Source organism: Streptococcus sp. SK140 (assembly GCF_000259525.1).
GTDB lineage: Bacteria > Bacillota > Bacilli > Lactobacillales > Streptococcaceae > Streptococcus.
Genome location: NZ_AJML01000014.1, coordinates 36,279 through 61,977 on the forward strand (window position 1 = coordinate 36,279; position 25,699 = coordinate 61,977).

At 39.4% G+C, this 25,699-nt stretch carries 32 protein-coding genes and 2 pseudogenes; 9 read left to right on the plus strand and 25 right to left on the minus strand.

Translation table 11 applies throughout. From position 1 onward, the window contains the following. Nucleotides 1-3: 3 nt before the first annotated feature. The 13 genes from HMPREF1116_RS04215 to HMPREF1116_RS04270 all read right to left on the minus strand — a co-directional run bounded on the left by HMPREF1116_RS04215 (nucleotide 4) and on the right by HMPREF1116_RS04270 (nucleotide 10,576). Nucleotides 4-411, minus strand: a complete 408-nt coding sequence (locus HMPREF1116_RS04215) for a hypothetical protein (protein WP_025171242.1) — start codon at nucleotides 409-411, stop codon at nucleotides 4-6. 43 nt (nucleotides 412-454) lie between these two features. Beyond that, nucleotides 455-661 (minus strand): hypothetical protein, encoded by a 207-nt coding sequence (locus HMPREF1116_RS12310; protein ID WP_231161323.1) that lies wholly within the window; start codon nucleotides 659-661, stop codon nucleotides 455-457. 235 nt (nucleotides 662-896) lie between these two features. After that, the gene (locus tag HMPREF1116_RS04220; protein ID WP_001225543.1) at nucleotides 897-1,235 is read right to left on the minus strand and encodes a DUF7716 domain-containing protein; all 339 of its coding nucleotides are present in this window, start codon (nucleotides 1,233-1,235) and stop codon (nucleotides 897-899) included. 18 nt (nucleotides 1,236-1,253) lie between these two features. Then, a complete protein-coding gene (locus tag HMPREF1116_RS04225; protein ID WP_000490219.1) occupies nucleotides 1,254-1,673 on the minus strand; it encodes an SMI1/KNR4 family protein in 420 nt (139 codons plus the stop codon). A gap of 18 nt (nucleotides 1,674-1,691) precedes the next feature. Next, the gene (locus HMPREF1116_RS04230; protein WP_000817381.1) at nucleotides 1,692-2,027 is read right to left on the minus strand and encodes a hypothetical protein; all 336 of its coding nucleotides are present in this window, start codon (nucleotides 2,025-2,027) and stop codon (nucleotides 1,692-1,694) included. A 36-nt stretch (nucleotides 2,028-2,063) separates the two neighbouring features. Further along, entirely contained in the window at nucleotides 2,064-2,762 is a 699-nt protein-coding gene (locus HMPREF1116_RS04235) for a 3-oxoacyl-ACP reductase (protein ID WP_000167126.1), read from the minus strand. After that, on the minus strand, nucleotides 2,755-2,991 hold the full coding sequence (locus HMPREF1116_RS04240; protein ID WP_000141913.1) for a DUF2829 domain-containing protein: 237 nt from the start codon (nucleotides 2,989-2,991) through the stop codon (nucleotides 2,755-2,757). The genes HMPREF1116_RS04235 and HMPREF1116_RS04240 overlap by 8 nt, the downstream gene beginning before the upstream one ends. 109 nt (nucleotides 2,992-3,100) lie before the next feature. After that, entirely contained in the window at nucleotides 3,101-4,129 is a 1,029-nt protein-coding gene (locus HMPREF1116_RS04245) for a DNA/RNA non-specific endonuclease (RefSeq protein ID WP_000822920.1), read from the minus strand. A 151-nt stretch (nucleotides 4,130-4,280) separates the two neighbouring features. Further along, nucleotides 4,281-5,207: an aldo/keto reductase gene (locus tag HMPREF1116_RS04250; RefSeq protein ID WP_000875207.1), complete on the minus strand. Its 927-nt coding sequence runs from the start codon at nucleotides 5,205-5,207 to the stop codon at nucleotides 4,281-4,283. 103 nt (nucleotides 5,208-5,310) lie between these two features. After that, nucleotides 5,311-7,308 (minus strand): methionine--tRNA ligase, encoded by a 1,998-nt coding sequence (gene metG, locus HMPREF1116_RS04255; RefSeq protein WP_001291387.1) that lies wholly within the window; start codon nucleotides 7,306-7,308, stop codon nucleotides 5,311-5,313. A gap of 134 nt (nucleotides 7,309-7,442) precedes the next feature. Next, the gene (locus HMPREF1116_RS04260; protein WP_001180401.1) at nucleotides 7,443-8,702 is read right to left on the minus strand and encodes an ABC transporter permease; all 1,260 of its coding nucleotides are present in this window, start codon (nucleotides 8,700-8,702) and stop codon (nucleotides 7,443-7,445) included. Nucleotide 8,703: 1 nt separating this feature from the next. Beyond that, complete coding sequence (locus HMPREF1116_RS04265; protein ID WP_000811466.1) at nucleotides 8,704-9,405, minus strand: ABC transporter ATP-binding protein; 702 nt, start codon at nucleotides 9,403-9,405, stop codon at nucleotides 8,704-8,706. After that, the gene (locus HMPREF1116_RS04270) at nucleotides 9,389-10,576 is read right to left on the minus strand and encodes an efflux RND transporter periplasmic adaptor subunit (protein WP_000824154.1); all 1,188 of its coding nucleotides are present in this window, start codon (nucleotides 10,574-10,576) and stop codon (nucleotides 9,389-9,391) included. The genes HMPREF1116_RS04265 and HMPREF1116_RS04270 overlap by 17 nt, the downstream gene beginning before the upstream one ends. A 239-nt stretch (nucleotides 10,577-10,815) precedes the next feature. Here HMPREF1116_RS04270 and gor point away from each other — a divergent pair, with 239 nt between their 5' ends. Together gor and HMPREF1116_RS04280 are read left to right on the plus strand one after the other, a co-directional pair. Further along, nucleotides 10,816-12,162, plus strand: coding sequence for a glutathione-disulfide reductase (gene gor, locus HMPREF1116_RS04275; RefSeq protein WP_001209547.1), 1,347 nt, complete (start codon nucleotides 10,816-10,818; stop codon nucleotides 12,160-12,162). A gap of 329 nt (nucleotides 12,163-12,491) precedes the next feature. After that, nucleotides 12,492-13,031, plus strand: coding sequence for a biotin transporter BioY (locus tag HMPREF1116_RS04280; RefSeq protein WP_000709005.1), 540 nt, complete (start codon nucleotides 12,492-12,494; stop codon nucleotides 13,029-13,031). A 57-nt stretch (nucleotides 13,032-13,088) separates the two neighbouring features. On the opposite strand, the gene HMPREF1116_RS04285 is transcribed toward HMPREF1116_RS04280, so the two are convergent. Next, a complete protein-coding gene (locus HMPREF1116_RS04285) occupies nucleotides 13,089-13,304 on the minus strand; it encodes a YdbC family protein (protein ID WP_000807425.1) in 216 nt (71 codons plus the stop codon). A gap of 95 nt (nucleotides 13,305-13,399) precedes the next feature. On the opposite strand from HMPREF1116_RS04285, the gene HMPREF1116_RS04290 reads away from it, so the two are divergent. Then, nucleotides 13,400-13,720, plus strand: a complete 321-nt coding sequence (locus HMPREF1116_RS04290) for a hypothetical protein (RefSeq protein WP_000653831.1) — start codon at nucleotides 13,400-13,402, stop codon at nucleotides 13,718-13,720. Nucleotides 13,721-13,750: 30 nt separating this feature from the next. Here HMPREF1116_RS04290 and HMPREF1116_RS04295 read toward each other — a convergent pair whose 3' ends face one another. The 7 genes from HMPREF1116_RS04295 to rpsP form a co-directional block, all read right to left on the minus strand. Beyond that, complete coding sequence (locus HMPREF1116_RS04295; RefSeq protein WP_001196044.1) at nucleotides 13,751-14,089, minus strand: ATP cone domain-containing protein; 339 nt, start codon at nucleotides 14,087-14,089, stop codon at nucleotides 13,751-13,753. A gap of 12 nt (nucleotides 14,090-14,101) precedes the next feature. Then, nucleotides 14,102-14,821: a tRNA (guanosine(37)-N1)-methyltransferase TrmD gene (gene trmD, locus HMPREF1116_RS04300; RefSeq protein ID WP_000686938.1), complete on the minus strand. Its 720-nt coding sequence runs from the start codon at nucleotides 14,819-14,821 to the stop codon at nucleotides 14,102-14,104. Beyond that, on the minus strand, nucleotides 14,811-15,329 hold the full coding sequence (gene rimM / locus HMPREF1116_RS04305) for a ribosome maturation factor RimM (RefSeq protein WP_001105913.1): 519 nt from the start codon (nucleotides 15,327-15,329) through the stop codon (nucleotides 14,811-14,813). Before rimM ends, trmD begins: the two co-directional genes overlap by 11 nt. Nucleotides 15,330-15,365: 36 nt before the next feature. Beyond that, nucleotides 15,366-16,148 carry an alpha/beta fold hydrolase gene (locus tag HMPREF1116_RS04310; RefSeq protein WP_000819209.1) on the minus strand — a complete coding sequence of 261 codons (783 nt, stop codon included), beginning with the start codon at nucleotides 16,146-16,148 and terminating at the stop codon, nucleotides 15,366-15,368. Nucleotides 16,149-16,241: 93 nt separating this feature from the next. Next, complete coding sequence (locus HMPREF1116_RS04315) at nucleotides 16,242-16,577, minus strand: MazG nucleotide pyrophosphohydrolase domain-containing protein (RefSeq protein WP_000654200.1); 336 nt, start codon at nucleotides 16,575-16,577, stop codon at nucleotides 16,242-16,244. Nucleotides 16,578-16,620: 43 nt separating this feature from the next. Next, the gene (kphA, locus tag HMPREF1116_RS04320) at nucleotides 16,621-16,860 is read right to left on the minus strand and encodes an RNA-binding protein KphA (protein ID WP_000379617.1); all 240 of its coding nucleotides are present in this window, start codon (nucleotides 16,858-16,860) and stop codon (nucleotides 16,621-16,623) included. A 19-nt stretch (nucleotides 16,861-16,879) separates the two neighbouring features. Beyond that, nucleotides 16,880-17,152, minus strand: a complete 273-nt coding sequence (gene rpsP, locus HMPREF1116_RS04325) for a 30S ribosomal protein S16 (protein WP_000268760.1) — start codon at nucleotides 17,150-17,152, stop codon at nucleotides 16,880-16,882. A 173-nt stretch (nucleotides 17,153-17,325) separates the two neighbouring features. Between rpsP and HMPREF1116_RS04330 the strand changes: the two are divergent. From HMPREF1116_RS04330 to HMPREF1116_RS04350, 5 genes and pseudogenes are all read left to right on the plus strand, one after another. After that, nucleotides 17,326-17,858, plus strand: a pseudogene (locus tag HMPREF1116_RS04330) (hypothetical protein). A gap of 108 nt (nucleotides 17,859-17,966) precedes the next feature. Then, a complete protein-coding gene (locus tag HMPREF1116_RS04335; protein WP_000284183.1) occupies nucleotides 17,967-18,710 on the plus strand; it encodes a DeoR/GlpR family DNA-binding transcription regulator in 744 nt (247 codons plus the stop codon). Between the two features lie 13 nt (nucleotides 18,711-18,723). Next, nucleotides 18,724-19,536, plus strand: a complete 813-nt coding sequence (locus HMPREF1116_RS04340) for a Cof-type HAD-IIB family hydrolase (RefSeq protein WP_000111260.1) — start codon at nucleotides 18,724-18,726, stop codon at nucleotides 19,534-19,536. 71 nt (nucleotides 19,537-19,607) lie between these two features. After that, entirely contained in the window at nucleotides 19,608-20,414 is an 807-nt protein-coding gene (locus HMPREF1116_RS04345) for a peptidylprolyl isomerase (protein ID WP_025171243.1), read from the plus strand. Nucleotides 20,415-20,442: 28 nt separating this feature from the next. Continuing rightward, entirely contained in the window at nucleotides 20,443-20,682 is a 240-nt protein-coding gene (locus HMPREF1116_RS04350) for a zinc-ribbon domain-containing protein (protein WP_000600220.1), read from the plus strand. Nucleotides 20,683-20,743: 61 nt separating this feature from the next. On the opposite strand, the gene abc-f is transcribed toward HMPREF1116_RS04350, so the two are convergent. The 4 genes from abc-f to HMPREF1116_RS04370 are packed head-to-tail and all read right to left on the minus strand — an operon-like array spanning nucleotide 20,744 to nucleotide 24,397. Continuing rightward, complete coding sequence (gene abc-f, locus HMPREF1116_RS04355; RefSeq protein ID WP_000025366.1) at nucleotides 20,744-22,285, minus strand: ribosomal protection-like ABC-F family protein; 1,542 nt, start codon at nucleotides 22,283-22,285, stop codon at nucleotides 20,744-20,746. Nucleotide 22,286: 1 nt separating this feature from the next. Beyond that, nucleotides 22,287-22,760 carry a VanZ family protein gene (locus tag HMPREF1116_RS04360; RefSeq protein WP_001080341.1) on the minus strand — a complete coding sequence of 158 codons (474 nt, stop codon included), beginning with the start codon at nucleotides 22,758-22,760 and terminating at the stop codon, nucleotides 22,287-22,289. A 1-nt stretch (nucleotide 22,761) separates the two neighbouring features. Beyond that, nucleotides 22,762-23,847 carry a 23S rRNA (adenine(2503)-C(2))-methyltransferase RlmN gene (gene rlmN / locus HMPREF1116_RS04365; protein WP_000804756.1) on the minus strand — a complete coding sequence of 362 codons (1,086 nt, stop codon included), beginning with the start codon at nucleotides 23,845-23,847 and terminating at the stop codon, nucleotides 22,762-22,764. Between the two features lie 16 nt (nucleotides 23,848-23,863). Next, nucleotides 23,864-24,397 carry a YutD family protein gene (locus tag HMPREF1116_RS04370; RefSeq protein ID WP_001224360.1) on the minus strand — a complete coding sequence of 178 codons (534 nt, stop codon included), beginning with the start codon at nucleotides 24,395-24,397 and terminating at the stop codon, nucleotides 23,864-23,866. A 237-nt stretch (nucleotides 24,398-24,634) separates the two neighbouring features. Here HMPREF1116_RS04370 and HMPREF1116_RS04375 point away from each other — a divergent pair. After that, a pseudogene (locus tag HMPREF1116_RS04375) lies at nucleotides 24,635-25,699 on the plus strand (ISL3 family transposase); the annotation flags it as partial.

The window sequence follows — 25,699 nt, forward strand, 5'->3', positions numbered from 1 at the left end:
CTGTCATTTCTCTATCCGATCTCCTAGGTTATTTTCACCCAATTTTTTCAACTTCCAAAGCTTGATAGCCGCATCTTTTCTGAGTCCCATAAAGAGGTTTGCTAAGGTTACTGCTTCCTCTTTTTTATAGACCTGAGAGCTGATACTGGCCCATCCATCTTGCAGGCATTCAATTTTTAAATAGAAATCGCGCTCATGTCCAAGTTTCCCTGTTACATCGTCTATTTCATAAGAAGCAGATAACAAAGATACTGAGACAAAGTCCCCCGGTCTTCGATACATCCGCATGACGGCTTCTTTCTGATTGACAGAGTGGATATCCTCTTTTGTTTCAGCCCTATCACGATCTGATAAAATCACCCAATCCCTATCATCCTCTGATGAATAAATACGCCATTCTTTCTCAACCATATCCTGCTCCATCTTCTAGAGATTCTCTTGTCATCGACTACACCTAATAGTATGCCACTTCGCCTATACCATATTCTAAAATTTCAAAACTATTGAGGGAGAATTTAAGTCCTCTACCATGCTCCGAATTCTCTCTTAGTCCAAATTCCAAACCAAAAATCAGGTCTATGTCCGTCTGTTCAGACAAGATAAAAATGGATAGGAGTCTGGCGTGCGCTAGTTCTGGAAATTCCTCCTGGATTTTTTCCAAAGCTTTAGGATACCATACTGATGATTGATCCAGTAGATTATCGAGTTTTGCTCTATAAGACAGTGGCAACTCCTCATTGATAACCTCTAAAGAATCACTTAAAACTAGGCAGACCTTTTCATTTTCCTCTGGAATTGCTACATAGTCTCGTTATGGATACCAAATTTATATTCTCTCATCATTCTCTATCCTTATAGTTATCAGTCATTGGATACCATTTCTCTAATCGACCTGCTTAATCATCAAAAGGCATAAAACTATCATGCTGCTGATAATATTTCAAAGCTTCGACCAAGTCTTGGAGACTTGCATCTGGTTTTTCCTCAAGTGCGACTGCAAGAACATCAATCAACTGCTCTCCATAGTAGACTAGCTGGAAATGTTGATCCGTTGCATCAGCTGGGTAGACATCAGAGTCTTCCACAACATCTGGATAATCGGATACCCAATAGAGACTATCCAGTTTCAGTTCTCCATCCTCCTTGCCATAGAGACAAAAATTATCTGAAGATAACTGGTCCACGCGTAGCTGCTGGATAATCTGCCCTAGTGAAAGTTCTTGGTGTTTTCGCATCCCGTCTCCTTTTTAATCTCACTCTTCAACAAAAGAGTTCAAAAATTCCTCAAAAGAATCCCATTGACCATAGATCTCAGCTTTCTCTTCTAAAACATAGAAGTAAACCATACCATAATCTTCTTCCCTTAGAGAAAGAGCGTAATTGCCAGAACCAGGATCATAGGCAAAATGAAGAAAGTCTGTAGCCCTAAATCCTGCAGGCACAGCCTCATCGTCATACCATGTAAGAGACTTCCTCATCTCCTCAAGTGAATTAAAGGAATTGAAAGGAAAGAGGTGATGTTCATCGTGGACACCACTTACTTGAGGCTGACCACCGTTGTACTTGAGATAAAAGTCCATCATAGCCTCCGGTAATTTCTTCCCAAGAATCTCCTCAAATTGTAAAAATTCTTCTTTTGAAATTGGCGAATCTGAATCTAGCACTCTAAACATGATTACTTCCTTCCTTTTTTACAATTCTTCTTTTAGTACCTTTTCAATAAAGTCATAGACATTTGCAGCAACTATTTTCATTTCTAAGGAGCCTAAAGCACCCAGGTCATTTTCATAAATGCAATCATCAGAATTTTTCTTGATAAAGTAAGCCAAATCTCCTTCCTGTCCAATCATAAAGTAATCTGGCTCTACTTCCTCAATCTGATAAGTCTCATTACGCTCTTGAAGATCCTCCTTAGCGTACAAACAGATGCCTGAATCTCCAATTTCATATGGGTCAATCTCTTCCCACTCTGATAAAAACTGATAGTAGAGATTGGGCAAGACAAATCCAAACTCATCTCTTTTCATAGCTTACCTCCACATATTCACTGAATATCAACTATATTACTTCAAAGACCAACCACCATCAATAGTGAGAATTTGCCCTTGCATGGCAGATGCATTTCCACTTGCTAAAAAGAGGCTAACTTCAGCAACTTCACTTGGCTCAATCCAGCGTTTGATGGGTGTTTCACTAGCTACCCAGTCCGCCAAACCACCTGGTTCAAAATCAGCTGCCGTCATACCCGTCTTAACTGCACCTGGTGCGATGCCGAAAACCTGAATGCCAGCTTCTGCATAGTCCAAAGCCAACTGTTTGGTAAATCCTGCTAATGCATGCTTGGATGAGGTATAGGCGTGCCCACCTCCGCCTGCCAGACTTGAAGCAATGGAGCACATATTGATGATGATTCCTCTCTTGCTTTCCAACATTTGAGTTAGATAATAGCGAGTCAACTCTACTGGAGTTACGTAATTGATTTCAAAAATCTCTTGAATTTCTTGGGCGGATTGTTCTAGTAAGGGCTTGTAGTCATCCAAAACACCTGCCGTATTACAAAGAATATCGACTCGAGGGCACCAATCAAAAATAGGTTCTAAGTCAAGTGTTAAATCACGTTGTAGAAAGTGAAAGTCTCCTTGTAAGGCAGGCTTTTCACCCTGATCCACACCAAAAACTTGATAACCATTCTCTAAAAAGAGTCGAGCTTGAGCCATACCAATCCCTGAACTAACGCCCGTAACTAAGACACGTTTAGTCATGGACTTCCACCCAATCCGTCGCTAGGACATCACAAGGAGTCGGACTCCACATGGAAAAACCTTCTCCTTCACCAGATACGTTGATGAGGAAATAGGGTGTCACTTCAAGAGCGACCCCGTTTTGTTCGATGGTATCAAAAAGCTGGACATAGTTTTCAGCTCCTCCCCAACCAGTACGCACGTATTTCTTTTTTGCCTTTAGTCCTGGTAAAATTTCTTCAAATGTCATGTTTTCCTCCTTTGTTATCTATGAATCTTAATTTAATTATAACAAAAAACCGTTTTCCAACGGCTTTTTGACTGTGATTATTCTGATTTATATAAACTTGAGAAAACTATCACCATTGCAATCCAGCATCTCTAATTTCCTTTTTAGAGGCAAACTTTCCATTTGGTCGATGCCATCTTCCATTTCTATCTCTAAAGTAGCCACCTGTATTACTACTTTGTGATTCTTCTTCTGCTGGTGCTTCAGTTTCCTTCTGTGTCTGTTCTTCTTTAGCCTTCTCTTCTGCTTCTTTTTTAGCTTTTTCTTGTGCTTCTTTTTCTTCAGCCTCTTTCTTGGCTTTTTCCTCGGCTGCTTTAAGCTCTGCAGCGCGTTCTTCAGCTGACTTGACCGTATTCTTTGCAGTACCATCTGCATAATTTATTTCAGCATTGGCTGAAACGTTATCCAAGGCGACATGGGTTACGGAATACTTATCAATTTTTTCCTTGCTACTACCTAATTTAATTTCAAGCAAATTTCCATCCTGATCAATTCCTACGTACTGTAAGATAATCTGTCTTGGAATCAATTCATTATCCTTATAGACAGCTGTCACCTTATAGTCAAGGTAATAGTTTGGATGATTTGCAAGCCATGAATCAAGCCCATTTTCATAATAGAGCATGCTACTTTGATTTTTGTCATCCGTTCCAGTAAAGGCACCTGTATTTAACCAAGCTGTCATAGGAACTAGATTTCGGCCTTCATCGTTAAGTCCGCTAAATTGATACCCAACTAAATGACCGCGATTCATCAGCCAAGCCTCTTTAGAACCATCTCCATAGTAAAATTTATAGTTATGCCATCCAACTGGATCAAAGGTTAATTTAGCTTCTCTCTTTTCTTTAGGCTCATCACTATCTTTTAGCTGAATGTGAGCATAAGTTGCACGGGATTTTGAATCAAGTTCCCCGAGTTCTAGCTGCTTTTCATTTTTAAAAGTAAGTAAGCCAGCTTCCTTGTATAACTTTGTATTATCCTGCGTAGTCTGTTCAGTCGTTACAGGTTCAGCTACTTTCGCCTCTTCTTTATGTTTCGAGCAGCCAACAGATGTCAGTAATGAAAGTAAAACAACAGAAGTCAAAACTATTCTTTTCATTCCATATTCTCCTAAATTATTAAAATATTTATTATATTGTTACTTTATACCATTTTATCATTTATAGTTTGTATTTTCAAACAATTATATAAATTTTTAAACAAAAAGAGCGAGATAGAATCTCGCTCTTGATAGGATTTCATTTTAGTTTCTACGGCAAATCATTCCCCGCTGCTAGGTAAATCTCATACCATTCTTTTCGAGTTAGAGTCAGGTTACTTGCTTGACTGGCTTCTAGCAAATGTTTTGGATTGGTTGTGCCAACGATGGCCTGCATCTTGGCTGGGTATCGCAACACCCAAGCGATAGCAATAGCTGATGGGCTTACTCCATATTTTTGCGCAAGGCGGTTTAAAACTTGATTCAAAGCTTGAAACTGTTCATTGCCAACAAAATTCCCTTTGAAGAAACCAAACTGTAAAACTGACCAAGCTTGAATGACCATGTCGTTTAATTTGCAGTATTCAAAGACGCTTCCATCACGCACAGCTGCCTTATTACCTTCCATATTGACATGGAAACCTGATTCAAATCCTGGCGTGAAAGCTGCGCTTAGTTGTAATTGATTGATAGATAAAGGTTGTTTGACCTCTTTCTTCAGTAATTCCATCATCATAGGATTTTGGTTGGATACACCAAAATCTCGAACCTTACCTGATTTGTGAAGGATATCAAAGGCCTCTGCTACTTGATCAGCTTCCATTAAGGCATCTGGGCGATGGAGAAGCAAGCTATCTAGATAATCAACCTGCAATCGTTGTAGAATCCCATCAACTGACTCTAAAATATAATCTTTTGAAAAATCAAAATAGGTAAATTCTTCTATGCGAATGCCACACTTGGACTGAATCCACATCTTCTCACGCAAGTCAGGGCGATGTTTTAAGACTTGACCCAGTAATTCTTCGCAACGTCCACGACCATAGATATCTGCCAAGTCAAAAGCATTGATTCCGACAGATAAGGCTGTTTCTACCAGCTCCTCCACTTCTTTGACCGACTTGTCACTGATTCGCATCATGCCCAGGACGATTTCGGACAATTCTCTTTTCTCATGACCAAATGGAATGTATTTCATGGCAATTTCCTCCGTTTTTCTTCATTATAAAGCAGAATGACACTTTTATCAACTGATACCTTACATAAGAAAAGAACCAGCTAAAACTGGTTCTTTTTTAATTTTACCCAATCACACTTCCATTTGGTACAGCTGGATCAACTGTAAGAAGGGTTAATTTGCCATCATGTTCAGCTGAGAGGATCATACCTTGGCTGACATATTTTTTCATCATCTTACGTGGTTTAAGGTTGGCAACGATTTGTACTTTCTTGCCTACCAATTCTTGTTCGTTTGGATAGTACTTAGCAATTCCTGAAAGGATTTGACGATCTTCACCATCTCCAGCATCCAAGCGGAATTGAAGCAACTTATCAGAACCTTCCACTTTAGAAACTTCTTTGACTTCTGCAACACGAATTTCAACCTTATCAAAGTCTTCAAACTTGATTTCATCCTTGTTGAGTTTGAGTTCAACTTCATCTGGATTCCATTCTTTTTCGACGGCTGGCTTGTTACCTTCCATTTGTTCCTTGATATAGGCGATTTCTTCTTCCATATCCAAACGTGGGAAGATAGGTGTTCCTTTGGCAACTACCGTTACACCTGCAGGTAAATCAGCCAAGCCCAAGTTTTCAAGGCTAGAAACTTCTGCGAGTCCAAGTTGAGTCAAGACTGCACGACTGGTTTCCATCATAAATGGCTCAATCAAGTGAGCTACGACACGAAGGCTAGCTGCCAAGTGGCTCATCACACTTGCCAATTGGTCACGGTGTGCTTCGTCCTTAGCCAGTACCCATGGAGCTGTCTCATCGATGTATTTATTAGTACGTGAGATAAGAGTCCAGACTGCTTCAAGTGCACGTGGATAGTCAACTGCTTCCATATAGGTATTGTAGTCAGCGATTGATTGTTCTGCCACTTGAGCAAGTTCATTGTCAAAGTCTGTTACACCTTCTACATAGGCAGGGATTTGACCATCAAAGTACTTGTTAATCATTGAAACCGTACGGTTGAGGAGGTTTCCAAGGTCATTTGCCAATTCATAGTTAATACGACCTACATAGTCCTCTGGAGTGAAGGTTCCGTCTGAACCAACTGGAAGGCTACGCATGAGGTAGTAACGAAGTGGATCGAGACCATAACGCTCTACTAACATTTCAGGATAAACGACATTCCCTTTAGACTTAGACATCTTGCCGTCTTTCATGACAAACCAACCGTGGGCAATCAAACGGTCAGGTAATTTGATATCCAACATCATAAGAAGGATTGGCCAGTAGATTGAGTGGAAACGAAGAATATCCTTTCCTACCATGTGGAAGACTGTTCCATTCCAGAATTTATCGTAGTTAGCATGATCCTCTTGACCATAACCAAGAGCTGTCGCATAGTTAAGAAGGGCATCAATCCAAACGTAGACTACGTGTTTAGGATTTGATGGGACTGGTACACCCCAGGTAAAGGTTGTACGAGATACTGCTAAATCTTCCAAACCAGGCTCGATAAAGTTTTTCAACATTTCATTGAGACGACCATCAGGAGTGATGAAGTCAGGATGTGATTTGAAAAATTCTACCAAACGGTCTTGGTATTTGCTGAGGCGAAGGAAATAAGACTCTTCAGATACCCACTCCACTTCGTGACCTGATGGAGCAATACCACCTGTTACATTTCCAGCTTCATCACGGAAAACTTCCGCAAGTTGACTTTCTGTAAAGAATTCCTCATCTGAAACTGAATACCAACCAGAGTATTCACCCAAGTAAATATCATCTTGAGCAAGCAAGCGTTCAAAGACTTGTGCTACCACTTTTTCATGGTAGTCATCAGTTGTACGAATGAATTTATCGTATGAGATATCGAGTAATTGCCAGAGTTCTTTAACTCCAACTGCCATACCGTCAACATAGGCTTGAGGCGTGATACCAGCTTCTTCAGCTTTCTGTTGAATCTTTTGACCATGCTCATCCAGACCTGTCAAATAAAAGACATCGTAGCCCATAAGGCGTTTGTAACGAGCTAGGACATCACAGGCGATAGTTGTGTAGGCAGAACCGATATGAAGTTTACCAGATGGATAGTAAATCGGTGTTGTAATATAAAAATTCTTTTCAGACATAATATTTCCTTTCCAGGCAAATGAAACCTGTTTTTCTAACACTTCATTATATCATATTTTGATGATTTTCGATAAGGAAATCCATACAAAAACAAGACAGACTAATGTCCATCTTGTTTTTCCTGTTGATTATCTTATTCATAGCGAAGTGCTTCAATCGGATCTAGTTTAGAAGCCTTGTTGGCTGGTAAAACACCAAATATCATACCGATACCAGCTGAGACCGCTAAACTAAAGAGAGCGATTGGGATGGATACGCCAACTTCGATTCCTGCAATCATGTTTTGAAGAAGGACACCTGCAAGCATAGTCACCCCTGCAGCCAGCACAAGGCCGATGACCCCACCTAACAAGGTTAAAATCATGGATTCAATCAAAAATTGAACCAGAATATTCCCACGCGTTGCTCCTAGTGCTTTACGTAGACCAATCTCACGAGTACGCTCTGTCACTGAAACGAGCATAATGTTCATAACACCAGTACCACCGACAAAAAGGGAAATCCCTGCAATGGCACTAATAATCGTTGTTATGAAGCCAAAGAGTTGTTGAACTTCTTGGAAGGCTGCAGACGCATCTGCAACTTGATATTCCCCTTGTTGAAGACCTGCAATCTCTGTCATTCTTCTTGCCAACTCAGGTCCCAAAGTCTGGGTTAAGCTAGTATCATTGACACGGAAGACAATATTTGAAATCTCATCTGTGTTAAAATTAGCTGCTAAGGAAATATTGGTCGTGATTGGTAGTCCTCCGACTCCAAAGGCTTTGACTGCCTTGGCTTCTTTACTTGCATAAACACCAATAACACGATAACTAATTTCGTTTACTTCAATAATCTGATTAAGCGCATCTTTTGCTGAACCAAAAAGGCTATTGGCTAGTTCTTCATCTAGGATGATCACACTTGCGAAATCCTTATAATCTTGCGCTCTAAGGCCACGACCTGCAATGATTTCATTTTCGACCGCATCCATATAGGTGACATTCCCACCCGTCATGTTAGCGTGTTCGACCTTTTTATCCTTATAAGTCAAGGTCACATTGGCTGAGTTGGTCACATAGTAGCTATCCACTCCCTTGAGCTTAGCAGCTTCCTTGACCCATGCTTCTTGAGGTTTTGGTGGTTCAACAATAACATCTTCCTCTTTACCAGACATGGTTAGAGCAGATTGCTTCTGGGTAAAGGAACCGTCCTTACTCTTGGTAGGTGAGAAAAAGACATGGATATCTTTCTGGGACTTGGTCATATTTTTATTGACCTGACGAGACATGGAATCACCTAAGGCCATAATCACGACAACGGAGGATACACCGATGATAATCCCGATCATGGTCAAGAAGGACCGCATCTTGTGGGCCATAATGGATGAAAAGGCAAATTTCAGATTCTGCATCTTAGTTTTCCTCCTTTTCTACGAGACCACTATCAGATGAAATGACGCCATCACGGATGACAATTTGACGTTTCGCATAGGCGGCAATTTCAGGCTCATGCGTAACCATGATAATGGTTTTTCCTTCTTTGTTTAATTCAACCAAGAGTTGCATGATTTGATTTCCTGTTTTGGTATCAAGTGCCCCAGTCGGTTCGTCTGCCAAGATAATCGAAGGATTATTGACCAATGCACGCGCAATGGCAACCCTTTGCTTCTGACCACCTGACAACTCCGAAGGTAAATGATGGCTACGCTCGGTCAGTTCAACCTTTTCCAGATACTCTTCTGCTAATTTGCGACGTTTTGAAGCTGAAACTCCAGCATAGATCAAGGGCAGTTCTACATTTTGAAGAGCATTGAGCTTGGACAAGAGAAAGAATTGTTGAAAGACGAAGCCGATTTCCTGATTTCGAACCTTGGCTAATTGTTTTTCACCCAAACCAGCTACTTCTTTTCCATCTAGAAAATACTGCCCACTTGAAGGGGTATCTAACATACCAATGGTATTCATGAGAGTAGATTTCCCAGAACCAGATGGTCCCATGATTGCTACAAATTCTCCCTCATGAACTTCTAGGTTAATATTCTTGAGGACTAGTAGTTCTTGATCACCATTGCGATAGCTACGACAGATATTTTTGAGGCTAATTAGTTGCTTCATCAGTCTTCACCTCTTTTCCTTCTTGCAAGGAAGCTGTCGGATTACTGATGACTTTTGCTCCATCTGTCAGACCAGATGTGATTTCTTGATTTTCTGCATCTGCATTGCCCAATCCAACTTCAACTTTTTTGGCCTTTTGATTTTCATCAAGGATCCAAACATAGTTTTTATCTTCTTCCATGACTACGCTGGTGATCGGAACAATCAATGCTTTGCTAGTGCTTTTCACTTCGACACTGACTGTAAAGCCCTGTTTCAAATCACCGATTTCGCTAGTTACATCGATTGTATATGGATATTTAGAACCTGTGTTTGAAGCAGCTAAGCTACTACTTGCTTCACTGTTATTTTTTGGATAATTTGAAATATAGCTAATCTTACCATTCCAAGTTTTATCTGGGTAAACCTTGGAAGTAAAAGTGACTTCTTGGCCTACAGATAGATTGGCAAGGTTGTACTCAGAAAGCTCTCCCTTGACCTGCAAGTTATCGTTACTTACGATATGAACCAAAACTTGACTATTTCCTGTTGGAGATTTTGAAACGTTACGATTCACTTCAACAACTGTTCCCTCCACCGTACTCAATACCGTAGCAGCATTCAACTGGGCTTGAGCTTTTTCGAGTTGCGCTTCTGCATCTGCACGCACATCACGAGCATCGCTGATTTGAGAATCAATAGCAGCTGTGGCAGAACCTGATGACTGAGCTGGCGCTTGTCCAGTTGCTCCTTCTAGACCTGCTTGCGGAAGGCTAGGTGTTGCTGTGGCGGTATTTCGAGACTCATTCAGTTCATTGATATGACGGTCAGCTTTAGCAACAGCACGACTGGCAGCATCATAGGCAGCCTGGGCTTCTGTGCTACTATACTTGACGAGAGCCTGTCCTTCGCTGACCTGATCACCAACAGAGACCAAGACTTCATCCAAGTCTCCCTTGCTTGCATCATAATAGATGTATTGTTCATTCTGAGCAGTAACACTCCCCGATAGGAGAACTGAAGATGCCACAGACCCCTCTTTGGCAAGGACAATCTTAGCAGTTTCATCTTTTGCTGCGGCTTGATTTGGTTGTCTTAACAGAAGAACAGCTGCTGCTCCCACTACAAGTACAGACGCCACTCCAATAGCAGTAAATAAAGGCCATTTCTTAGCTTTTGACTTTCTTTTCATAGCAATACCCCTTTTATAAATATATATGTTAAGATTATAGCACACATCCTAAAAATGGACAATTTATTTCTCATTATCCAAAAACATTTGCTGAATCTTTTATTGTTGTATTAGTTATATAATACACTTTCTTTTTTATTTTTGCAAGCATTTTCTTAAAAATTTTAAACGTAGCAGATTTTTGCATTGACCTTCAAAAAAAGATAGAATATGACTAGAAAACAACAAAGGAGCTTTCTATGAGAGAATACGATATTATCGCCATTGGAGGAGGTAGCGGGGGTATTGCTACCATGAATCGTGCTGGTGAACATGGCGCTAAAGCGGCAGTTATTGAGGAAAAGAAATTAGGTGGAACCTGTGTCAATATTGGCTGCGTTCCTAAGAAAATCATGTGGTATGGAGCTCAAATCGCAGAGAGCATCCACAAATATGGACCTGACTATGGTTTTACAAGTACTGGCAATGAATTTGATTATGCAAGGCTTCGTAAAAATCGTGAAGCCTATATTGATCGTGCTCGCTCTTCTTATGGTGGAAGCTTTAAGCGTAACGGAGTTGATTTTATTGAAGGACGCGCCGAGTTCGTTGATGCTCATACAGTCAGTGTCAATGGTGAGTTGATCCGTGCTAAGCACATCGTGATTGCAACTGGGGCACATCCTCATATTCCTGCCATTCCTGGTGCGGAACTAGGTGGTAGTTCTGATGATGTCTTTGCTTGGGAAGAGTTGCCTGAATCAGTAGCCATTCTGGGTGCTGGTTACATTGCTGTCGAATTAGCTGGCGTGCTCCATACCCTTGGTGTGCAGACAGATTTATTCGTCCGTCGTGAGCGTCCACTTCGTGGATTTGATAGCTATATTGTTGAGAGTCTAGTTCAAGAAATGGAGAATACTGGACTAAACCTCCACACCCATAAGGTTCCTGCTAAACTTGAAGAAACTGAACAAGGCATTACCATTCATTTCGAAGATGGTAGTACTCATACTGCCAGTCAAGTTATCTGGGCAACTGGCCGCCGTCCAAACGTTGAAGGACTCCAGCTAGAAAAGGCAGGCGTTACTCTCAATGAACGTGGTTTCATCCAGGTTGACGAATACCAAAACACAGTCGTTGATGGTATCTACGCTCTTGGCGATGTCACAGGTGAAAAAGAACTGACTCCTGTTGCTATCAAGGCTGGACGTACCCTATCCGAAAGACTCTTCAACGGTAAAACCAATGCCAAAATGGACTACACTACTATTCCAACTGTAGTCTTTTCACACCCAGCTATCGGAACTGTCGGTCTGACTGAGGAAGAAGCTATCAAAGAGTATGGACAAGAAAACATTAAAGTTTATACTTCAAAATTTGCTTCTATGTACTCCGCAGTCACAAGTCACCGTCAAGAAGCTCGCTTCAAGCTCGTTACAGCAGGTGCAGATGAAAAGGTCGTTGGCCTTCATGGCATCGGCTACGGCGTTGATGAAATGATTCAAGGTTTTGCAGTAGCAATCAAGATGGGCGCTACAAAAGCTGATTTTGACGCTACAGTTGCTATCCATCCAACAGGATCGGAAGAATTTGTGACTATGCGTTAACAATTTTAAATGAGATCATCTCGGTCACTCAGATTGAAGAAAAAGTCTATTTTGGACCATTTTCTTCAATCTTTTTCTTTTACTAGAGCAAATTAAAGAACTCTTTCCCATCAGGATTCCTAAGTGTTTGCACTATATGATAGCCAACTTCCATAAGGCTCATCTTTTTATTACTGATAAGATTTACCTGTGTTTTGAAAAATCTCTTGGCCTCCGGTTCTCTCTAAATCGGCCGTTACAAATTTGTAACCTTTGTTTTTAAAATAGGTTGACAATTATGTTTCTTAAAGTATAATAGTTACTATAAATTACAAAAGAGGTTAACTATTATGAAAAAAGCACACATTTACGCTATTCCTGCTATTGGGGCTGCTCTGATTGCAGTATTAGCCCAAATCAGTATCCCAATTGGACCTGTACCATTTACTCTACAAAACTTTGCTATCGGTCTCATCGCTACTGTTTTTCGACCTAGGGAAGCTGTTCTCTCTGTTGGAATCTATCTCTTACTGGGTGCCATTGGTCTTCCTGTCTTTGCTGGTGGAGGAGCTGGTTTTCATGTTTTAGTAGGACCAAGTGCTGGTTATCTTTGGTTTGACCTTGTCTATGCTGGGCTTGCTTCCTATCTGACTCATACGAATAGCAGTGTTGTACGTATTTTCCTAGCCAATCTCTTGGGTGATTCACTTGTTTTTGTCGGTGGTATCCTCAGCCTCCACTTCCTTGCTGGTATGCCTTTTGATAAGGCACTGGCTGTCGGTGTCATTCCCTTTATCATTCCTGATCTTGCAAAAATTATTGCCATTAGTTTTATCGGAAGACCACTCCTTCAACGTCTTAGTAATCACCCCTACTTTTCACATAAATAAAGAAAGGAGGTCGGGAATTTTCTCCCAACCTCCTTTCGTCTGTTTTTATATGATTGCTTATTGATTTTTGAAGGCATCGACCATCACTTGAAACTCCTCGTTTGAGAGGGTGATTCCTTTCCCCATCTTAGTGTGGTCTGGACTCCAAGCACGAATGTCAAACTTTGCTGGTGCTCCATTAAAGCTGACACGATTGATTTCCTTGGTCCAACCTTTTTCATTCTCTGAGAGTGTGAGTAGGTGTTCTTCGATTTCAAATGTAAATTCTGCCATTGTATTCTCCTTTTGATTGTCTTCACTTGATTATTCGTAAAATCTTGTAGATTTTTTTAAAATTGTATATAATGGTAAAAAGAAGGGAGGCTCCGATGAAAGATTTATTTAACTACATTCAACAAAAGTTCCAAAGCTTTCTCGACGGGCGAGAAGAACCAGATCATTCCAAAGCCGACTCCCTGACAAGTGCCATTAAAGAGGGCCTCCTAAAAAAAACTGCTGTCCACATTATTTTTTCAGATACAAGTTTTACAGGGGATATCATCAAATATGATACGGACCGCCAGCAAATTATCGTTAAAAATTTTGCAAAAAATGTGACCCGCATTATTCGAATCCCAGATATTCAGAAAGTGAGTTTTGTTCCCTCAACTGTCCAAACAGCCCAAAAAAATCGATTTAAGAAAGAGTGAGATGAGTTTACTTCATCTCACTCTTTTCTATTAACGAATTTGTTCAAAATGAAGGTGAACAGCAATGTGTTCTCCGTAACCACTTCTCTCTAAATCACGTTGCAAACGATACGAGATATAGTGTTCAGCAATGGTAATGTAGCCTGCGCCAAGCAAGCGATGCTCAACCATTGATTGAATCATGCTGATAGTGGCACGCTCCACTTTTGCCTCTTCTAGATCCAAGACAACCTTCTTAGTTACCTGAGCTAGATTTTGACGTAAATCATCTGTCAAAACATAAACTGTTTGAGCAGCTTTGAGAATGGCTTGATAGATTTTATCTGGATCAAAGTCGGCAACTTGTCCATCACGTTTAATGACTTGCATAGGCTTCTCCTTTTAATTTGTATTTTCTTTAATGTCTGCTAACATTTTGGCTTCTTCTGCTGTTAATTCGTAATGTTCCAACAAATCTGGTCTACGCTCATAAGTTTTTTTGAGACTTTCATAGAGACGCCATTGACGAATCTTCTCATGATGCCCACTCATAAGCACTTCTGGAACCACCATCCCACGATAATCATAAGGACGTGTGTACTGAGGATATTCGAGGAGCCCAGATGAGAAGCTATCATCTTGGTGACTGGTTTCCTTCCCAATTACTTCTGGTATCAAGCGAACCGTCGCATCAATCATGGTCATTGCTGCCAGTTCTCCACCAGTTAGAACATAATCACCGAGAGAAATCTCATCTGTTACCAAGGTCTTAATGCGTTCATCATAGCCCTCGTAGTGACCACAGATAAAGATGAGTTCTTCTTCTTGGGCTAAATCTTCAGCATAAGCCTGGTCAAACTGCTTACCTGCAGGATCCAAAAGAATCACGCGCGGATTCTTCTTTTGAATAGCATCAAAGGCATCAAAGATTGGTTGCGCACGTAGCAACATCCCTTGACCCCCGCCATATGGTTCATCATCCACATGACGGGCCTTTTCAGCATATTCACGAAAATTATGATACTGGATATCTAAAAGCCCTTTTTCACGGGCCTTTCCAACGATAGAATGTTCTAGAGGCGAGAACATCTCTGGAAAGAGGGTTAAAATATCAATCTTCATCGTCTAAACCTTCTAAGAGTTCTACATCCACACGATTATTAGGAATATCAACATTGAGGACAACTGGTGGGATATATGGTAAAAGCAGATCCCGTTTTCCCTTACGCTTAACTACCCATACATCGTTAGCACCTGGTTGCAGAATTTCCTTGATGGTTCCAATCAAGTTATCACCCTCGTAGACCTCTAGTCCAATAATCTCGTGATAGTAAAATTCACCCTCATCTAGGTCATTAAGGTTTTCTTCTGCAACCTTCAAACTGTGGCCCTTGTATTTTTCGATATCATTAATGTGATACATATCCTTAAATTTGATGATATCAAAGTTTTTATGCTTACGGTGACTTGCGATAGTCACTGTTTTAACAAATTGATCCTTCTCATCAAATAAGGCAAGTTCTGCACCTTTTTTAAAGCGTTCTTCCGAAAAATCCGTCACAGATAAGACTCTCATCTCACCTTGCAAACCTTGTGTATTGACGATTTTTCCAACGTTAAAATAGTTCATTTGATCTCCTGTAATTTCCTTATCTCCATTTTCTTCTTACAATTTTTTAATAATATCTACAATTTTTTCTGATTCAGACCACTGCAAATAATGATGACTTCCACCTAGAATAAGTCTAGTCTTAGAAATCCAATATTCTGATTCTCTGTACTCTTTTTCTCTATAAGCCTGACAAAAAATAAATACAGGGATGCGATCCGTTATTGACACATCCTCAAAATCTTCCTTGGTGATCTCAACAGATACATGAAAGCCCGGAACTTGAGATTCCAACTCTGAGCCTTTTTCTTGCATTAATTCCCATATCTTTTTATTAATTTCAGGGCTAAAGGTGGTTTGAGTTAAGTTCTTAAAATAAAGTTCAGGACCGAATTCTTCAATCAGTCTCATTTGCTTTTCCATTTCTGGATAAGGATTCTTTGAAAAATCAGCAAACATTACTTTTTTAGTTGTCGGTTCAATCGCCACTAAAGCTTGACAATTAAAATCTTTGTTCATCAATTTGCAAGCTAAGATTCCACTCAAGCTATGAACACAAAGTACATAATCAGAAATATTTAGTTTTTTAAGAATTTCATAAACTGCATCTACCAGATTGTCCAGATTTTTTCCAGCTAGGTTCTGAATCGAACTCCTACCTGTGTTTGGAAAATCAATTGTCAAATAACCAATTGTGGGAGGAAGTTTTTCAAGTATAAGTGAAAAATTTTCATAACTTGGTATCAAACCTGCTCCATTTAGACAAACAAGCATTTTCTTTTGCTTTTGATAAGTAACAGAGAGAGTACCGATTTCTGTAGATACTTCAAACCTCTTCATAAAGAAATCCACTCATTCTATATAATGAATTATTAAAAATCCTTATCCTTTATTTTATCACGTTCTAGGTATTTTCACAAGTTAGAGAAAAAGCTAGTTCTGACCTTCCGCTTCTAAATATCCTTCCAAATCTCGTTCATGGTGATACTTGATGGCAGCTTTCTTATCTTTTTCAAAAATGGTCTTGGTTAGGTCAATATCGTTGATAGCTGCGATTGCAACCGTATAATGAATAATATCAGCAAGTTCTTTAGCAAGTTCCTCATTTGAGTCCTGAACTCCCTCTTTTCGTCCAGAACGTCCATTTAAAACCTCAGCTACTTCTCCGACTTCTTCAACTAGTTTTATAAAGAGCCCTTCTTCTGTTCTAGATTGCTGGTAATGTTCTAGCAAATAGGCTTGTAGTTGTCTAACTGTTAAATCCTTCATATCCTACTCCTAGCAAAAAAGCGAGACATCCGTCCCGCTTTTCTTATTTTTCGTCAATAACGATTCTTACTTTTTTGTCTTCAGTTGGGACAGAGTAGACAATCGTTCTTATCGCAGAGATAGTGCGACCCTTACGACCAATCACACGACCCACATCGCTTTGGTCAAGATCCAAATGATACTCCAAAAATTCTGGTGTATCTTCAATCTTGATAGTTAAGGCATCTGGTTGTGAAATCAAAGGTTTCACAATTGCAATAATGAGATTTTCAATCGTATCCATCTGTCAACCTACTTTAGAATTATTTAGAGAATTTAGAATCGTGGAATTTCTTCAATACGCCTTCTTTTGAAAGGATGTTGCGTACTGTATCTGAAGGTTGAGCTCCATCAGCCAACCATGCAAGAACGCGGTCTTCTTTCAAAGTTACTTGATTTTCAGCAACAAGTGGGTTGTAAGTTCCAACTGTTTCGATGAAACGTCCGTCACGTGGTGAACGTGAATCTGCTACGTTAATACGGTAGAAAGGTTTTTTCTTAGAACCCATACGAGTCAAACGGATTTTTACTGCCATTTTTAATATCTCTTTTCTTTTATTTTTTTAGTTCGGTGAAATAGCTGAGCTATTTAGCACATGTTCTATTATATCAGATTTCTGATAGGTGTCAAGAAAAAAACTTGACAGAGTTTAAATATTTTTATATTTTTGGGAAATTTGTTAGACTAAAAAGGAGAAAGAGAAATTTTATGAATACTACTTTAAATTCTATCTATAAAGACTACCCTGTCAAGCCCTATATCTCTCCTAATCGTGATATGGAAGCTTGGCTACTAAACCCTAAGCCTGTTCCAAAACGCAACATGGAACTACTTGAGGACAATTTATTAGCAGGTGATATCATCCTTCTCTGGAGAATCAACTTTGGAACTTTCACCACTGAAACTTGGTTTCCAAAGTATTTTGAGTATACTTATGGAATTGACGCACCAAAACATTTAGAAACGCTTGTTGAAAAAGGCTATGCTATTATTGAAACAGCCTTTGACTCTCTTGATCATCTAAATGCTACCATGAAAAAGAATATTCTTAAAAGAAGGGGGTTACTGGACTCTCCAAGATGAAGGCTTCTGACTTGAATCAAGCACTTCATGATCATTTTTCAGAAGAAGAATTAGCTAACTGCTTTTCGATTCGTGGCTATAAACTAACTCCAAAAGGTGAACAAGCTCTCAAAGGTCATCAAGCAATCATTGACCGCCATCCTAAAAAGAATCTTTAATCAACCATAACTGGTTGATTTTTTTAACGCAAAAACACTTACAAACCATTACATTTATTGACAATCACTTACAAAAGAGTTATATTAGTATTAAAAGGGGGCTTTCCTATGTACCAAGAACAACGATTAGAAGAAATCATAAAACTTTTAGAAGAGAGAGGAAGTCTATCAGCAAAAGAAATGGTTGACCATTTCCATGTTTCTAAAGATACCATCCGTAGAGATTTTGCTATTCTCGCAAAGGAGAAACGAGCAAAAAGAACTCATGGAGGTTTATTGCCAATTCAAAAGCAACGGATTCTTGGTTATAAAGGTCGAGCAGAACAATCTTCTAAAGAAAAAGAGAAAATTGCTCATTTAGCTACCCAACTCATTTCTGATTCACAATTAATTTTCTATGATGTTTCAACAACTGTACTTGAGTTAGCAAAAATAACAGATAAAAAAGTTACTATTTTCAGCCATTCATTGGATAATGCACTGGTCTTAGGAGAAAATGAAAATGTCGATTTTCACATTATCGGTGGACGATTTCATAAAAAGAATCGTTTCTATTACTCATTAGAAGAATCCGAATCTTTGAATAGAATTAAATTTGACTTAGCATTTTTTGGTGCAGCTAGTCTTTCAGACGGACAAGTTAGTTTTGAAGATCAAGAAGATGTTCTAATGAAAAAAAAAGCATTTAAAACCAGTAAAATTCGCGTCTTGTTAGCTGAAACCAGCAAGATAAACAAACACTCTCATTATATTCTTTCCGAACTTACAGATTTTGATTATTGGATTACAGACAAAGAACCCGACATAGAAATTCAACAATCTTTAGATGGTAAAACAACTATTCTATTTTAAAAAGGAGAAACATATGTCAGTAATAAAGTTAATCATGAGTGATATCGATGGTACTATTTTGGATAAAAACCACCAATTAGATTCTCATTTGATAGAACTGATGCCACTTTTGAAACAAAGTGACATCCCTTTTGTTCTAGCTTCTGCTCGCTCTCCTCTTGGTATAGCTCCAATTTCGAAAGAACTTGGAATCACAGATTTTCCAATTGCAAGTTATAATGGTGCTCTCATTAGTACAGGAGATAAAATTCTGAGTCAGCATTCTATTAATAAAAAGGAATTACTCTTACTACATGATTTTTTAACAAAAGAATTTCCGACAGTTTCAATTAATGTTTATTCTGGAAAATATTGGTACGTAAATACTTTAGATAAATGGGTAGAAATTGAAGCACAGATTACTGGAGAGAGCCCCAAAGTTACTTCACTAGCAGATTTTCTTCAGGAAGAAAAGAATCTTATTCATAAACTTTTACTAATAGATAACGCAGCTACTATCCAGAAACTTAAAGAGACATTAGAAACAATGGATTTCCCTCAAACTGACTTTTACCTTTCGAAGGATAACTATCTTGAAGTCACACATAATCAAGTCTCAAAAAAACAAGCTCTGTTAGAATTAGCCAACTATTATCAACGATCACTCACTGAAATTATGAGTATTGGAGATAATTATAACGATATTCCAATGATTGAGACCGCTGGACTTGGTGTTGCAATGGGAAATGCTCCTACAGATGTTAAAGTCTGTGCAAATAAAGTAACAGATTCTAATGAGCAGAATGGGGTAAGTAAGGCCATAAAATTGTATGTACTATCGGAATGATTACAATTGAATATTTGAAATCCACTTTCAATTAGGGTACAATGGTAGAAATGATTTTTGAAAGGATTACCATGAAAAAAATAGCAACACTTCTATTAATCTCAACTTTTGCCCTTGCTGGATGTAGCAGTATCCAACGTAGTCTCCGAGGGGATGACTATGTAGATTCTAGTTTGGCTGCTGAAGAAAGTTCCAAAGCAGCTGCCCAATCTGCCAAGGATCTCAAAGACGCCTTGACAAATGAAAATGCTAACTTCCCACAACTCTCTAAGGAAGTTGCTGAAGACGAAGCTGAAGTCATTCTCCACACCAGTCAAGGAGATATCCGCATCAAACTCTTTCCAAAGCTAGCTCCACTTGCGGTTGAAAATTTCCTAACTCACGCAAAAGAAGGCTACTATAATGGTGTTACCTTCCACCGAGTGATCGATGGCTTCATGGTCCAGACTGGTGATCCAAAAGGGGATGGTACTGGTGGTGAATCCATCTGGCATGATAAGGATAAGACTAAAGACCAGGGAACTGGTTTCAAGAGCGAAATCTCTCCGTATCTCTATAACATTCGTGGCTCTCTCTCTATGGCCAATACTGGTCAACCAAATTCAAATGGTAGCCAGTTCTTCATCAACCAAAATACGACAGATATTTCTGCCAAACTCCCTACAAGTAGCTATCCAAAGAAAATTATCGAAGCCTACAAAGAAGGTGGAAATCCTAGTCTAGACGGTAAGCACCCTGTCTTTGGTCAAGTCATCGACGGTATGGGTGTTGTTGACAAGATTGCCAAGGCTGAAAAAGACGAAAAAGACAAACCAACTACTGCTATCACTATTGACAGCATTGAAATTGTTAAGGACTACGATTTCAGTAAAAAATAGGATGACCCTAAAATAAGGAGATGTGAAAATGATTTTATTCTGGGGTTCGAAAGGTTACCAAAAGATCTTAGGACATACTCAAACCACTATCGAGTGTGGTCACTGTAACAATACCGACACTTGGGAAATTTCAGAAACTGGACGTAAGTTTACCCTTTACTGGATTCCACTCTTTCCTTACGGAAAAACTTATTTCGTTTCTTGCCCGATTTGTCACTACGGGAAAGAAATCCAAAAATCTGATATTGAAACCTATTTGAATTACTAGCCAAAAAGCCAAGTCACCCGGACTTGGCTTTTTCCTATTCTAGTTTTGCGGGATTCTCTTTTTATGTCAACTCATTGAAATCCCAGATTTGGTCCATCCATTCTTCGTAAAAGTCTGGTTCGTGACAAACCATGAGGATAGAACCCTTGTATTCTTTCAGAGCACGTTTGAGTTCGTCCTTGGCATCCACATCCAAGTGGTTGGTAGGTTCGTCAAGAACAAGGACATTATTCTCGCGGTTCATCAAGAGACAGAAACGAACCTTAGCTTGCTCTCCACCTGACAATACTTGGATTTGACTCTCGATATGTTTAGTCGTCAGACCACAACGAGCAAGAGCTGCACGGACTTCTGCTTGATTGAGAGCTGGAAAGGCGTTCCAGACTGCTTCTAGTGGTGTCTGGCGATTGCCACCTTCCACTTCTTGCTCAAAGTAGCCGAGTTCTAGATAGTCCCCGCGTTCAACCTCCCCAGCAATTGGAGGAATAATCCCCAAGAGACTCTTCAAAAGTGTTGTTTTCCCGATACCGTTAGCACCAATAATGGCAACCTTTTGATTGCGTTCAAAGGTAAGATTTAATGGTTTGGTAAGGGGACGGTCATACCCAATCTGCAAATCCTTGGCTTGGAAGATAAAGCGTCCAGGTGTACGAGCAGTTTTGAATTCAAAGGACGGCTTTGGTTTCTCACTTTGAAGCTCGATGATATCCATCTTGTCCAATTTTTTCTGACGAGACATAGCCATGTTACGCGTTGCGACACGTGCTTTGTTTCGAGCCACAAAGTCCTTGAGATCCGCAATTTCTTTCTGTTGACGCTCATAGGCTGCTTCCAGTTGTGATTTCTTCATGGCATAGACTTCTTGGAACTGGTAGTAATCGCCTGAATAGCGTGTCAACTGTTGATTTTCAACGTGATAGACGATATTGATTACATCGTTTAAGAAAGGAATATCGTGCGAAATAAGTACAAAGGCATTTTCATAGTTCTGGAGATAGCGTTTGAGCCAGTCAATATGTTCAGCATCGAGATAGTTGGTTGGCTCGTCAAGAAGCAAGATATCTGGTTTTTCAAGAAGCAATTTGGCTAAAAGCACCTTTGTTCTTTGCCCACCAGACAAAGCTGTGACATCCGTGTCCATCCCAAAGTCCATGACACCAAGGGCACGCGCCACTTCATCGATTTTAGCATCCAAGGTATAGAAATCACGACTTTCCAAACGGTCTTGAAGTTCTCCAACTTCTTCCATTAGAGCATCAATATCAGCGCCCTCTTCTGCCATTTCCATGTAGAGTTCATTGATACGTGCTTCTGCTTTGAATAATTCGTCAAAAGCTGTACGAAGAACGTCACGAACAGTTTGGCCTTCTTTGAGCACCGCATGCTGATCTAGGTAGCCAGCTGTCACATATTTAGACCATTCCACCTTACCTTCATCAGGTAACATTTTACCAGTCACGATACTCATGAAAGTTGATTTTCCTTCACCATTGGCACCGACCAGACCGATATGTTCACCTTTTAAAAGACGGAAGGATACATCTTCAAAAATCGCACGGTCTCCAAAACCGTGACTTAAATTTTTTACTTCTAAGATACTCATTCTAATTCCTTATCTTGTTTCTATGTAGTAGTTTATAAAGGACCCAAGCCAGGTAGCCACCCAAAGTATTGGTCCATAAATCATCAATCTCAAATACCCGGTTAAAGTCGAAGAAAAAGTCTAAAACTAGCTGTGTACATTCGATTCCTAGACTCAATAGAAAACTGAGAAGAATCACTTTCTTCGTTTTTCTTAGACTAGGCATGAGATAGAGAAGTTGGAAAATCAGTGGGAATAGTAAAAGGATATTTAAGGCATTTTGCAAAAAAATCCAGAACAGTTGTAAAAAGCTTGTTACTTCTCCCAATTTCCACAAAGAGTTAAAAGGCGTCAAAAGAAAAACCAGGCGTCCAATAGTTTGAATACCTGGAGTTCCCACTCCTATCGGAAGTTTTGGCTGAGGAGTAAAGCAAAAACAGACAATACAAAGACTGTATAGAAAAACTCCCAAGCCTAGTAATTTTTTTCGATTCATATCATGGATTTACTTCAGCTACTGCTTTTTGGCGATCACGCTTCATAGTATTTGAACGCAATTGTCCACATGCTGCATCGATATCAGTACCATGTTCCTGACGAACAACACAGTTGATGCCTTTCTTCTTGAGTGTATCATAGAAGGCCATGACACGCTCTTTCGGACTACGACTGTACTGGTCATGTTCACTAACTGGGTTGTAAGGAATCAAGTTGACATAAGACAATTTCTTGATATTTTTCAGCAATTCTGCCAACTCAAGTGCTTGTTCCACTCCATCATTCACTTCATTTAGCATGATGTACTCAAAAGTTACGCGACGGTTAGTTGTTTCAATATAATACTCAATAGCTGCAAAGAGTTTTTCAATTGGAAAGGCACGGTTAATCTTCATAATGCTTGAACGAAGTTCATTGTTTGGTGCATGAAGAGAAACAGCAAGGTTGACCTGCACACCTTCATTAGCAAACTCACGAATCTTGTGAGCCAAACCTGAAGTTGATACAGTGATATGGCGAGCACCAATTGCCATTCCCTTATCGTCGTTGATGGTACGGATAAAGTTCAAAACGTTATTGTAGTTATCAAATGGCTCTCCGATGCCCATTACAACGATATGGCTTACACGTTCATCTTGTCCACGTTCGTCAAAATATTTTTGAACCAACATAATCTGCGCAACAATTTCTCCGTTATTGAGGTCACGTTGCTTCTTAATCAATCCTGATGCACAGAAGGTACAACCAATATTGCATCCTACCTGCGTGGTTACACAGACTGACAAACCATAGTGTTGACGCATCAGTACCGTCTCAATCAGCATCCCATCTGGCAACTCAAAGAGGTACTTGACTGTTCCATCTGCTGACTCTTGAACAATGCGTTGTTTCAAAGGATTGACTACAAATTGATCATTGAGTTTGGCAATCAAATCCTTAGACAAGTTGGTCATTTCTTCAAATGTCTGAACACGTTTACGGTAAAGCCACTCCCAGATTTGGTCAGCACGGAATTTCTTTTCTCCCTGTTCCAAGACCCATTCTTGCATGCCTTGGCGTGTTAAACTATAAATCGACGGTTTCATCTTTTCTCCTTATTCTCTAATCTTTCTGACGGATGACGAAATGGCGTTGTCCTTTTTCTTCGTTCTGAGGTTTCTGTTCTTTTGAACGGCGTCTATTTCTCTTGTCCGTATGATTTCTTTTCTTACTTTGGGAAGTCTTTTTCCCTTTTCGAGTATCTTTTTCTTCCTCTTTTTTGCGCATCTTTTGGTCAAACGGTGCTCGTTTAGGAACTTCATTTTCTAGAACAAAATAGGCACAACCATAGCTACAATACTCAAGTAGGTAATCTTGTAAACGACTGATTTTCTCAAGAGACTCTTCAGCTCGCTCATTCTTGTAGAAACCACGTAAGCGCAACTGCTCATTACTCCAGTCTCCAACAATATAATCGAACTTACTTAAAACTTCAGAAAAGCGTTGAGTAAATGCCGTTGCATCAAAAGCATCCTTACTATTTTCAACCAAAGTAAAGGTAAACCCTTCAGCTTCGACTTTATCTCCAGATAGATGAAATTCAGGACCAGGGAATTTATTGTAATTATATAATTCGGGTGCAATCTCTTTACGCATAATATTCCTTTTTAACGTTTACTTAGTACTCTATTTTACCATATTTTCGCCACATTTTCACCTTTAGCATTAAAATGAAAAAAGTCTGACGATTTAAGAATCTCTATCTAAAAAGGCTCTATAATTTCTGTAGTGGGTAAAACCACCATAGGAATTATGGAGCCTATTTTGTTGTAGAAAAAAAGTCCCATAAGACCTATAATGAAAAGTGACCAAACCATCATTAGAAAGAATCTTATGGAACAATTAAATTTTATCACAAACTTACTCGAAATTAAAGACAAGAACATCATAATCTTGGATTATATTGATGCTGGAACTCATAAAGAAATCATCGCTAAGCTCGATTATCCTGCTCCTAAGTGTCATCACTGCCTAGGACAAATGGCTAAATATGACTTTCAAAAAGAATCTAAAAGTCCCTACCTCGAATGTGCAGGATATAAGACACTCATTCGATTGAGAAAACGTCGTTTTCGTTGTAAAGTCTGCGGGAAAATGGCTGTATCAGAGACTTCCTTAGTCAAAAAGAATCATCAAATCGCGACCATCGTCAACCAGAAAATCACTCAAAAACTAATCGAGAAAGTCCCTATGACGGCTATCGCAGAAAGTCTATCTGTCTCTACTTCGACAGTCATTCGTAAATTGAAAGAATTCAAATTCAAGACAGATTTATCGTTCCTTCCAACTCACATGTCTTGGGATGAATACAGCTTCAAGAAAGGTAAGATGAGTTTCATTGCACAGGATTTTGATTCCAGAAAGATCGTAGCTATCTTAGATGGACGGACTCAAGTGACTATTCGTAATCATTTCCTTCGTTATTCTAGTCAGGTGAGAAGTCGCGTGAAAGTCATTACCATGGATATGTTTAGTCCCTATTACGATATTGCCAGAAAACTTTTTCCTAACGCTAAAATCGTTCTCGACCGCTTTCACATTGTCCAACATCTCAGTCGAGCTATGAATCGTCTTCGCATCCAAGTCATGAATCGTTTTGATCGTAAATCGCACGAATATAAGGCACTAAAACGTTACTGGAAACTCATTCAACAGGATAGCCGTAAACTTAGTGATAAACGTTTTTATCGCCCTACTTTTCGCTCACACTTGACCAATAAAGAGATTCTCGAAAAGCTCCTTGCATACTCTCAAGAACTTAGAGACACTATGAACTCTATCAACTATTACTGTTTCATTTCCAAGAGAAACAAACAGACCATTTCTTTGAACTATTGAAGAAACGATTTCTTGTGTAAATCCTATTTTTCAAACTGTTTTTAAGACCTTTTTGAAAGA

Bases quoted from the DNA above. Each gene is read 5' to 3' on its own strand.
- HMPREF1116_RS04245 (WP_000822920.1), bottom strand. From the start codon at position 4,129: ATGAAAAGAATAGTTTTGACTTCTGTTGTTTTACTTTCATTACTGACA.
- HMPREF1116_RS04290 (WP_000653831.1), top strand. From the start codon at position 13,400: ATGAAAGATTTATTTAACTACATTCAACAAAAGTTCCAAAGCTTTCTC.
- HMPREF1116_RS04350 (WP_000600220.1), top strand. From the start codon at position 20,443: ATGATTTTATTCTGGGGTTCGAAAGGTTACCAAAAGATCTTAGGACAT.
- HMPREF1116_RS04250 (WP_000875207.1), bottom strand. From the start codon at position 5,207: ATGAAATACATTCCATTTGGTCATGAGAAAAGAGAATTGTCCGAAATC.
- HMPREF1116_RS04240 (WP_000141913.1), bottom strand. From the start codon at position 2,991: ATGACATTTGAAGAAATTTTACCAGGACTAAAGGCAAAAAAGAAATAC.
- HMPREF1116_RS04335 (WP_000284183.1), top strand. From the start codon at position 17,967: ATGTACCAAGAACAACGATTAGAAGAAATCATAAAACTTTTAGAAGAG.
- HMPREF1116_RS04360 (WP_001080341.1), bottom strand. From the start codon at position 22,760: ATGAATCGAAAAAAATTACTAGGCTTGGGAGTTTTTCTATACAGTCTT.
- HMPREF1116_RS04295 (WP_001196044.1), bottom strand. From the start codon at position 14,089: ATGCAAGTCATTAAACGTGATGGACAAGTTGCCGACTTTGATCCAGAT.
- HMPREF1116_RS04345 (WP_025171243.1), top strand. From the start codon at position 19,608: ATGAAAAAAATAGCAACACTTCTATTAATCTCAACTTTTGCCCTTGCT.
- HMPREF1116_RS04265 (WP_000811466.1), bottom strand. From the start codon at position 9,405: ATGAAGCAACTAATTAGCCTCAAAAATATCTGTCGTAGCTATCGCAAT.
- HMPREF1116_RS04225 (WP_000490219.1), bottom strand. From the start codon at position 1,673: ATGTTTAGAGTGCTAGATTCAGATTCGCCAATTTCAAAAGAAGAATTT.
- HMPREF1116_RS04285 (WP_000807425.1), bottom strand. From the start codon at position 13,304: ATGGCAGAATTTACATTTGAAATCGAAGAACACCTACTCACACTCTCA.
- metG (WP_001291387.1), bottom strand. From the start codon at position 7,308: ATGTCTGAAAAGAATTTTTATATTACAACACCGATTTACTATCCATCT.
- HMPREF1116_RS04270 (WP_000824154.1), bottom strand. From the start codon at position 10,576: ATGAAAAGAAAGTCAAAAGCTAAGAAATGGCCTTTATTTACTGCTATT.
- rimM (WP_001105913.1), bottom strand. From the start codon at position 15,329: ATGAACTATTTTAACGTTGGAAAAATCGTCAATACACAAGGTTTGCAA.
- HMPREF1116_RS04310 (WP_000819209.1), bottom strand. From the start codon at position 16,148: ATGAAGAGGTTTGAAGTATCTACAGAAATCGGTACTCTCTCTGTTACT.
- HMPREF1116_RS04340 (WP_000111260.1), top strand. From the start codon at position 18,724: ATGTCAGTAATAAAGTTAATCATGAGTGATATCGATGGTACTATTTTG.
- HMPREF1116_RS04315 (WP_000654200.1), bottom strand. From the start codon at position 16,577: ATGAAGGATTTAACAGTTAGACAACTACAAGCCTATTTGCTAGAACAT.
- HMPREF1116_RS04280 (WP_000709005.1), top strand. From the start codon at position 12,492: ATGAAAAAAGCACACATTTACGCTATTCCTGCTATTGGGGCTGCTCTG.
- HMPREF1116_RS04235 (WP_000167126.1), bottom strand. From the start codon at position 2,762: ATGACTAAACGTGTCTTAGTTACGGGCGTTAGTTCAGGGATTGGTATG.
- kphA (WP_000379617.1), bottom strand. From the start codon at position 16,860: ATGGATACGATTGAAAATCTCATTATTGCAATTGTGAAACCTTTGATT.
- abc-f (WP_000025366.1), bottom strand. From the start codon at position 22,285: ATGAGTATCTTAGAAGTAAAAAATTTAAGTCACGGTTTTGGAGACCGT.
- HMPREF1116_RS04220 (WP_001225543.1), bottom strand. From the start codon at position 1,235: ATGCGAAAACACCAAGAACTTTCACTAGGGCAGATTATCCAGCAGCTA.
- gor (WP_001209547.1), top strand. From the start codon at position 10,816: ATGAGAGAATACGATATTATCGCCATTGGAGGAGGTAGCGGGGGTATT.
- HMPREF1116_RS04260 (WP_001180401.1), bottom strand. From the start codon at position 8,702: ATGCAGAATCTGAAATTTGCCTTTTCATCCATTATGGCCCACAAGATG.
- HMPREF1116_RS04230 (WP_000817381.1), bottom strand. From the start codon at position 2,027: ATGAAAAGAGATGAGTTTGGATTTGTCTTGCCCAATCTCTACTATCAG.
- trmD (WP_000686938.1), bottom strand. From the start codon at position 14,821: ATGAAGATTGATATTTTAACCCTCTTTCCAGAGATGTTCTCGCCTCTA.
- rpsP (WP_000268760.1), bottom strand. From the start codon at position 17,152: ATGGCAGTAAAAATCCGTTTGACTCGTATGGGTTCTAAGAAAAAACCT.
- HMPREF1116_RS04215 (WP_025171242.1), bottom strand. From the start codon at position 411: ATGGTTGAGAAAGAATGGCGTATTTATTCATCAGAGGATGATAGGGAT.
- HMPREF1116_RS04370 (WP_001224360.1), bottom strand. From the start codon at position 24,397: ATGCGTAAAGAGATTGCACCCGAATTATATAATTACAATAAATTCCCT.
- rlmN (WP_000804756.1), bottom strand. From the start codon at position 23,847: ATGAAACCGTCGATTTATAGTTTAACACGCCAAGGCATGCAAGAATGG.